This is a genomic window from Aquiflexum sp., assembly GCF_977115555.1.
This window is the reverse complement of sequence record NZ_CDSBKL010000193.1, coordinates 1-7,701: the sequence shown is the minus strand read 5'-3', so window position 1 is coordinate 7,701 and position 7,701 is coordinate 1. Positions and strand designations below refer to the sequence as shown.

The 7,701-nt window shown below is 40.0% G+C and carries 8 protein-coding genes; all 8 read right to left on the bottom strand.

The window, feature by feature from the left end; genetic code table 11:
• Window positions 1-504, bottom strand: a 504-nt coding sequence (locus ACZFYI_RS12230; RefSeq protein WP_462524415.1) for an ABC transporter ATP-binding protein, incomplete at its 3' end; no start/stop codon positions are given.
• Window positions 501-1,745 carry an ABC transporter permease gene (locus ACZFYI_RS12225; RefSeq protein WP_462524414.1) on the bottom strand — a complete coding sequence of 415 codons (1,245 nt, stop codon included), beginning with the start codon at window positions 1,743-1,745 and terminating at the stop codon, window positions 501-503. The genes ACZFYI_RS12230 and ACZFYI_RS12225, both read right to left, overlap by 4 nt.
• Complete coding sequence (locus ACZFYI_RS12220; protein WP_462524413.1) at window positions 1,742-2,833, bottom strand: efflux RND transporter periplasmic adaptor subunit; 1,092 nt, start codon at window positions 2,831-2,833, stop codon at window positions 1,742-1,744. Before ACZFYI_RS12220 ends, ACZFYI_RS12225 begins: the two co-directional genes overlap by 4 nt.
• On the bottom strand, window positions 2,830-4,176 hold the full coding sequence (locus ACZFYI_RS12215; RefSeq protein WP_462524412.1) for a TolC family protein: 1,347 nt from the start codon (window positions 4,174-4,176) through the stop codon (window positions 2,830-2,832). The genes ACZFYI_RS12220 and ACZFYI_RS12215 overlap by 4 nt, the downstream gene beginning before the upstream one ends.
• Entirely contained in the window at window positions 4,173-4,943 is a 771-nt protein-coding gene (locus tag ACZFYI_RS12210) for a hypothetical protein (RefSeq protein ID WP_462524411.1), read from the bottom strand. The genes ACZFYI_RS12215 and ACZFYI_RS12210 overlap by 4 nt, the downstream gene beginning before the upstream one ends.
• Before the next feature lie 20 nt (window positions 4,944-4,963).
• Window positions 4,964-5,386, bottom strand: coding sequence for a DUF2147 domain-containing protein (locus tag ACZFYI_RS12205; protein WP_462524410.1), 423 nt, complete (start codon window positions 5,384-5,386; stop codon window positions 4,964-4,966).
• A 116-nt stretch (window positions 5,387-5,502) separates the two neighbouring features.
• On the bottom strand, window positions 5,503-6,483 hold the full coding sequence (locus ACZFYI_RS12200; protein WP_462524409.1) for a DUF6268 family outer membrane beta-barrel protein: 981 nt from the start codon (window positions 6,481-6,483) through the stop codon (window positions 5,503-5,505).
• A 389-nt stretch (window positions 6,484-6,872) separates the two neighbouring features.
• Window positions 6,873-7,646, bottom strand: a complete 774-nt coding sequence (locus ACZFYI_RS12195) for a LytR/AlgR family response regulator transcription factor (protein WP_462524408.1) — start codon at window positions 7,644-7,646, stop codon at window positions 6,873-6,875.
• Between the last annotated feature and the right edge of the window lie 55 nt (window positions 7,647-7,701).

The window sequence follows — 7,701 nt, the reverse complement described above, 5'->3', positions numbered from 1 at the left end:
AATGACAGCAGGTTGGTTGATCAAAGCCCTGGCTATTGCTACCCGTTGTTGTTGTCCGCCGGAAAGTTTATTGCTTAATTTCATCGCTTGGGCTTCAAGTCCAAGCATCTTTAAATTTGAAAATGCATCTTCTCTGATCTCCTCATGTGATTTTTTCCCCAACTTGAGTGCTGGGAGCATCACGTTATCCAATGCTGTAAACTCAGGAAGCAGGTAGTGAAATTGGAAAACGAATCCAATGTGGGCATTTCGAAAGGCTGCCAGCTGATTTTGGGACCGTCCAGTCAGGCATTCACCGTTTATAGTGATTTCACCTGTGTAATCAGTATCCATGGTAGATAAAAGATAGAGCAAGGTTGATTTTCCTGAACCCGACTTACCGATCATGGATAGGAACTCACCCTTTTTGACATCAAAAGATATATCCTTTAACACCTGAAAGGTCTCCGGTTCGTAAAAGTATTTGCTAATTGCTCTGGCCGATAGTGCTATTTCCTCTTTCATCCTCTTATAATTTCTACTGGGTCCACATTTGATGCTTTTTTGGCAGGGAGATATCCTGCTACAAATGTTGTGATCAATGCAAAAATAAAAGCTAAGATGTAGTCTTGTACATCGTAAACCATGGGCAGTGTTTGTAATGTTGCGACGCGAAAAGGTATATAGCTTACTGATAAAGAAACTAAAAAGGCAAAAATGATTCCTACTATTCCACCAATCACCCCAATGATAACAGACTGAACCAAGAATATTTGAACAATATCTGACCCATCAAACCCCATGGCCTTAAGGATGGCGATCTCTTTTATTTTTTCATTCACAGTCATGTTCATAATGTTGAAGATTCCGAAACCTGCTACCAGAAGGATGGTGAGAGAAACAGCTACTGCAATGATATTCCTTAGGTCATTTCCGGCTTGAAGCTGACCATTAGACTCATTCCAGGTTTCCACTTTATAATCCACTTTGGGGATTAGTTGAGCTGCTACCTTGGCGGCCTCGTTGAAATTTTTGATGTTGACCTGAATATCAGTGACATAACTTTGATTTTTGGAAATCAACTGCCTTGCTGAGCTGATTCGGACGTAACCTTTGGCATTGTCTACCCCTCCGATAGTTGTTTTGATGATACCGATTACCTTAAAGTTGCGACTGACACCATCAGCAGTAATCACCGTCACATTATCATCTAGGTTCAAACTTAATTTCTCAGCCAAGCCTGCTCCCAATACCACTCCATCACCTCGGTCTTCCAAACTACTCCAGCTGCCATGTGTAATATATTTTTCAGTGCCAAATAGGACACTTTCCTGTTTCACATCAATGCCTGATAAAATCCCGTTTAGTTTGGTGGCTCCATTTCTAAAGAACACATTGACATTGACCTGAGGAGTAATTCCGGTTATAGCAGGATTGTCTTCAATGGTTGCAATTATCTTGGCAGAATTCTTAATTCCTTCTGTATACTGGATCACCTTCGCATTTCTGAGGTTTATCTGTATATCACCCCCAAATTTCTTTTGCAAAAGATTTGTATTGTCCTCTGGGAGATCATTATAGATGTGAATATGCGCCAGTGTACTGAAGGCGAGCTCTGTCTGTGTATCATTGACACCAGTCATGAACCCATTCATAAAAATGTACATGGATATCCCGAAAGTTACGCTCAGTATTGCCACCAAGGTTTGCTTAACCCTTGAAGTAAGGTGGGCACGGGAAATCTTAAGATTTGTTACCCGGCTCATGGCTTTATCATTTGTTTAATAAGTCTGGAATCATCAAGCCCTGATATTATCTCGACCCAATCACTATTTCGGATACCTATTTCAACGGCTACTTTTTCCCCGTTTTTATAGCAAATACTATCCCCAGGCAAGAGATAGGCATTAGGGATAACCAGTGCATTTTCTTTTTGAGCTATTATGATATTTGCCTGCAATTGTGTGTTCACATAAAGATCTGGAGCTTCTACAAATGCTGCTTCACAAATAAAAGATTGCTGCAGCTCATCAAAAGCGGGATAGATCTTTGAAATGTGTGCATCAAGTAAGGCGTTTTTTTGGGTATTCAGCGAGATGATGGTCAGTTGCCCTTCTTTGATCTTGTCAATATCCTCCTCGCCTACAAACAATTTTATCAGGGGTTTTCCTCCTCCAATCTTGGCTATAGTCTCTCCTCTCCTTATCAGATCTCCCTGATTTTTATAAACTTCCAATACTCTTCCGTCAATAAAAGAGGAGAGGTAGTAATCGCTATTGTTCTCTTTTTGAATATTGAGTTGTGTTTCTGCATTATTTAGGTTAAGTCTTAGTTTTTCCACCAGGTCATGCAGTGATTTTTGAACGATTTCTACTTTGCGAGTACAGTTTTCAAATTGCAATTTTGCTCGCTCAAAATCCTGTTGCGACACGGCTCCGGTTTTAGACAAGTTTTGAAATCGCCTGTAATTGGCCCTATCTGTTTCCAGTTGGGCTTTGGCCTGTTCGATTTGCAAACGAAGCTGACTCTGCTGAGGTGAGTTTTCTTTCATGTTCTCAAGGGCATCCAGGTATGCAGCCTGTGCATTGGACAATTGCTCTTTTTGTACCTCACTGGAGAGCTGAAACAATGGCATCCCGGCATGTACGGAATCACCCTCCTGAACACTTGCGGCTACCAGGTAGCCTTCAATGTTTGCGGTTACCAGATATTCATTTTCCATTATGATGTGTCCACTGGCAAATACGGCATCCACTATGTTTATTTGCCGGGCAAGGGTAGTTTCTGATTTATTGCAGGAGCTAAGCATGGTCAAAATACCACAACAAAGCGATAGGTATAGTTTAGTTTTCATTGGATTCTTGGAATGATTTGGCTGTAATAGGAATAGGTGTTCAACAGATTATTTAAAAATGCATTCTCAGCTTTCAGGTAGTCCTCAAAGGCGTAGAGATAGCGATCCAGACTTATCAATCCCTCTGAATACTTTTGCAGCGTAAGTCTTTCGTTTTTTTCATAGAGTTGGAAAGCATCCAAAGCCAGCTGGGTATTTCTGAGGCTCGAATAATATTCCTCGATCAGTCGCTCATCCTGATTTTGGCTTTCAAGATTAACTTTGTTCCACTCATTTTGGGCCCATTCCAGATCCACCTTACTTGCTTGAAGTTTATTTTTGCTTGAGAAACCGGTGAAAATGGGAATAGAGAGGTTTAATCCTAGGTAACTGTAAGTCGACCAAGCGTTATTCCCAAAACTTACTCCAAAATCATCTCTGAATTGTTGAAAGCCATAATAGCCATTTAGGGAAAGTTTTGGCATGAAGAGAGATTTTTGAATATTTACCTGTGCCTGGGCTTGCTGTTTTTGGAGGCTGGCTAAGTTGATATTTTCATTTGGCCTCATTTCATCAGATCCAACCATCTCAGGCAATTCATCTGGAATAACTGCTGATATTTTCAGCGAATCTATTTTATTCATCCCCAGCAATAACTTGAGCTCATCCAAACTTTTATCATGCAATTGCTGACTGTTATTGAGATTTTGTTGGGTAACATAGGAATTTATCCTTGCCTGATTCACCGCAAGAGCATCCAACAGCCCTTCTTCAAATTTTTGCACACTTAATTGCACGATACTGTCGGAGACTTCCAAATCCTTCTCCGCCAGAGCAATTGCGCGCTTGGAAATCAATACCGAATAATAATTTAGACTTACCTGCTGGTCCAAAAGTTGGAGATAAACGATTTGTTGCACTTCTGAGGTCTCGTAGTTCAATTTGGCCAGCTTTACTTTCAAAGTAGATCCTCTATCAAGTAGGGTTTGATTTAAGGAAATTCCTGTATTGTAGGCGTAGTTTTGACCAAACTGCACGTCTCTGGTAGTCCCCGGCTGACCAAAAAGTTCACCCGGAACAGGAGTAATGGGAAGTTCAAAATTCCGTTGTCCGGCAAAGGTACCTCCCACAGTAGGTAAATAGATCGCCTTGGTAGCCTTAACGTCAAAACTGTTTTTCATCACATTGAGCTCATAGCTTTTCAAATCTGGATTTTTAGACCTGGATAGCTGGATCAGCTCCTCCAAGGTAGCTACCTCCAGGACAATAGGTTCTGTCTGTGCCAATGAAAAACTGCATGCCGCAGCCAACAATAAAACAGTCAGGAAATACTGGATAAATACTTCTATTCTCGTTTTTGTCATGGTACTTTGTTTCTTTTTCCGATAAAAAATTGTAATGAAAGGGTAGAAGTAATCCCACCCGGAGAATGCATCCCTCCAATATTTTGTGAATCAGTTGCCATCAAATAACCCAGATTAAAATCGATCATGAAACCGGGGGTGAATCGATGAGTAATCCCAAACGTCCCGTTTAGGTAAGCATAATTATGGGAAAATCTGGTCGTTTCTTGGTATCTCCCCTGACTCTGAGTAAAACCACCAGTACCTCCTTCCGCTACAGCCTTTATTCGACCTAGCTTTAATCCCGTGTATAACCTTGAAAAAGGTGAAAGGTAAAAGTGATATTTGCCGCCCAAACCAAAATTTATCATTGCTCCTCCGCTGCCATATCCATCGACCTGAATACCGTTATTTCCGATGACAACATTGTTTATTTGCTGCAATCTAGGCAACAACAGAAAGTCAACTGATGCCGTAATCTGGAATCTAGACGAAACAAAATATCCACCTTCTATTCCGAAGACTGTATTTTTATTGGTAAAGTCTGCAAATGTTACTGTATCCGGATTGGAAGAGCGATTATTTTTTGACAGAAAACGTTGGCCAAAACTCATCCCGATAGTCCATCTTTTTTCATAAAGCTGTTTTAAAGAATCAATAATTTCAGGTTGGTTCTCTAATTCTTCTATGGCCATTCTGGCTTCGGAGAAAGGAATGTATCCCGACGTTTGGGACCATCCATTTCCAACGGATAGAAGCCATAGAAGTAACAATGCTATTCTTTTCATTTATTCAGGAACTTGATTTCTCAGAGGGAAGCGCTAGTCCAGATTTGTTGCCGGGAAAATGCCCGATAAGAAATATTCAATACCAGCTTATTTTCCTCTTGGCTCTCAATAACTACGTCAGATGTAATCCCCCGCATCGGGGCATAGAGTTTACCGTACCATTTTCCATTTCGATTCTGAAGATTGAACAACATGTCCATTCCCAATAGCGGGCGATTCCGCAAATTCTTGTCTGGATTATTCCGGTCAGTCATAGGATTGCCGCCCTTTGCCTTGGATTGGTCTAACCAGACTATTTTTCCAAAATACTGATCCCCATTTTGGTAAATTTCAACTTTACTGGTTCCTTCTTCAGTAAGCCAAATTCCTTCAATGGATTTTTGGGCGTGAGCTTGAAATGCGATGAATAGTACCAAACAGGCTACTGTAATTGCCTTTTTCATAGTTTTTCACTTTTTGATTTTATAATGGTCAAATTAACGGTCAATATTATTTTAAAGAATTCCAAAGATGCTGAAGCAGGCGAATTGAATCCTGAACCATCCTCCAAAGCACAAAATCAAAATCCCATCCATTCAGTATTCAAGTTGTCCACGGGACCAAAAGATTTCCCATTGAGATTGATAGTTAGCCTCAATTTGAAATAAGGTGCTGGGTGGACCTCCGAGGAATAAAATTCGATGGGTCTAAAGAGGCTAGTTTCCGGATCTGAAAAGGAAAGACTCCTTCTACCCAAGACTCCTATTTCGGGCATGATCCGCAAGCTTTTACAGGCTAAAGAATAACTGAATCCTAACTTTAAGTTTCTTTTTCCAAGCACTAAATTTTTTTTTTGTTCTTCCGGGAAAATCCCATTATTGCCCAATCTAGCGACATCCCCGTCCGGACTTAAGAAAAATCGAAGGATTTGGCCCTTGGGCTTTGACATCTGATATTCTAAAGAAAGTGGTAATATCAGGTTGAGTTTTGAATTATTTCCCAGGTCCATATTCAGTCCCAAGATGGGAATAGGTAAGCCTGCCCCGAAAGTATAAGTATAGGTGGCACCAAAAACATAGCTCAATCGCTCACTTTTTTTAAGGCGCCAAAGGAAAAGCGCTGTTGGAAACACTTTTGGATCCGAGACGGTAAATTCGTCCTCCATCCAGCGAAAGCTGAGGTTTCCCATGAAGGTACTTTTCTTACCTGTATGGTAGATCATCGAAGTACCTATCCAAGGTTTGAAAAACAAGCGATCATCCTCCAAAGCTCCGATTTCTGTTCTTTCCACTTCAAATTCCCCATTGAGATGAACCAATAGAAATGAGTTCGTATTAGGTTCTTTTTGGGAAATTTTTCCAAAAACAGGTACACTAAATCCAAATGATGCAGAATTTGAACGGTATTGTCCTGTGGTATCGGTCAGATCTGCAGGAGGTATGTAGTTGTAATTCAAAAATATTTTGGGTGAAACTAATTGTGCATAAGCTTCTACATTGACCAAAAATCCTACAATGCCCAAAAGAATTGGCATCATGGGACTGATTTTTCCATTCCACATTTTTATTCCTTTTTTTCCCGAAGGAACAAAGGCAACAGTGACTTTATGAGAAAGAAATTTCTGAAGCGGGTAATTTTAGACCTAAAGCCAGCTTTTTCCCGCTGAATTTTATTACTCACATTAGGTTCTATTTTACTTAAGTAATCTTTATTTAAGGCCTAAACAATAAACCGAATCCTTCAAGGTTTGCGAAGAATTGGATAATTTAAAAGAGAAATTTATTTGGAGGCTTATATTACGTTCGAATCTTGAATCCTTTATTTTCCGGTCAGAAAACAGAAAAAAAATAAATGCGTTTCAAATTCAATTTGAGGAACTAAAGAAATCGGTTATGTTCACCCGGACAGGTTTAAAATATTTACGCTGAGGTAATTCATGTTTTTTTAAAGTCAATAATCAGCCCATCGTTTAAAATGAGTAGCCTTTTCCTTACTGATAAGAATAGGCGAGGGTGGCTCAGGGTGAACCTTGAGCAATAAACGTCCGGTAAAATAAGGTTCTATTTCTTCTATTGCAGATCGGGCAACCAAGTACTGGCGATTGGCCCTGTAGAACATTGCCGGATCCAATTGCTTTTCCAACTCATCCAGAAAAAATTCAATGACATAATCCTTTTGGTCCTTCTTTCGAAGGAATAATCCCCTTTCCTTCACATAAAAGAAGGCCACGTCAGACACATCAACGAGGTGCATTTTTTGCTTAAAATCAACAAGGAAACTCGAGCGGTAGGTATCCGGCTTAAATTCCCTTGCTAGGGTCAGCAATTGATGCATGTAGTTTTGGCGGTTGTAATCTTTATATGCCACCAGATAATGGTTAATGGCTTTCTCCAACTCTTGCGGATCTATCGGTTTAAGGAGGTAATCCAGCCCTTTCACTTTAAAGGCTTGTAGGGCATATTCATCGTAAGCGGTAGTGAAAATTACCGGTATCAAAACCTCAACGTGCTTGAAAATCTCAAAACTAAGCCCATCTGTAAGCTGGATATCCATAAAAATCAAGTCCGCTTCCTGTTGTGTACGCACCCAATCCAGAAAACCTTGAACACTATTTAATGCACCTATCACTTCAAACCTTATAGCAAGGTTTTCCAACTCTTTCAAAAGGCGTTTTACAGCAATATCTTCATCTTCAACGATTAGAATCTTAATTATGAGGCTCATAATTGTTTCTTTTTTAATGGCAAAATTACTTTAAATACCTTATTGTCTACACCGT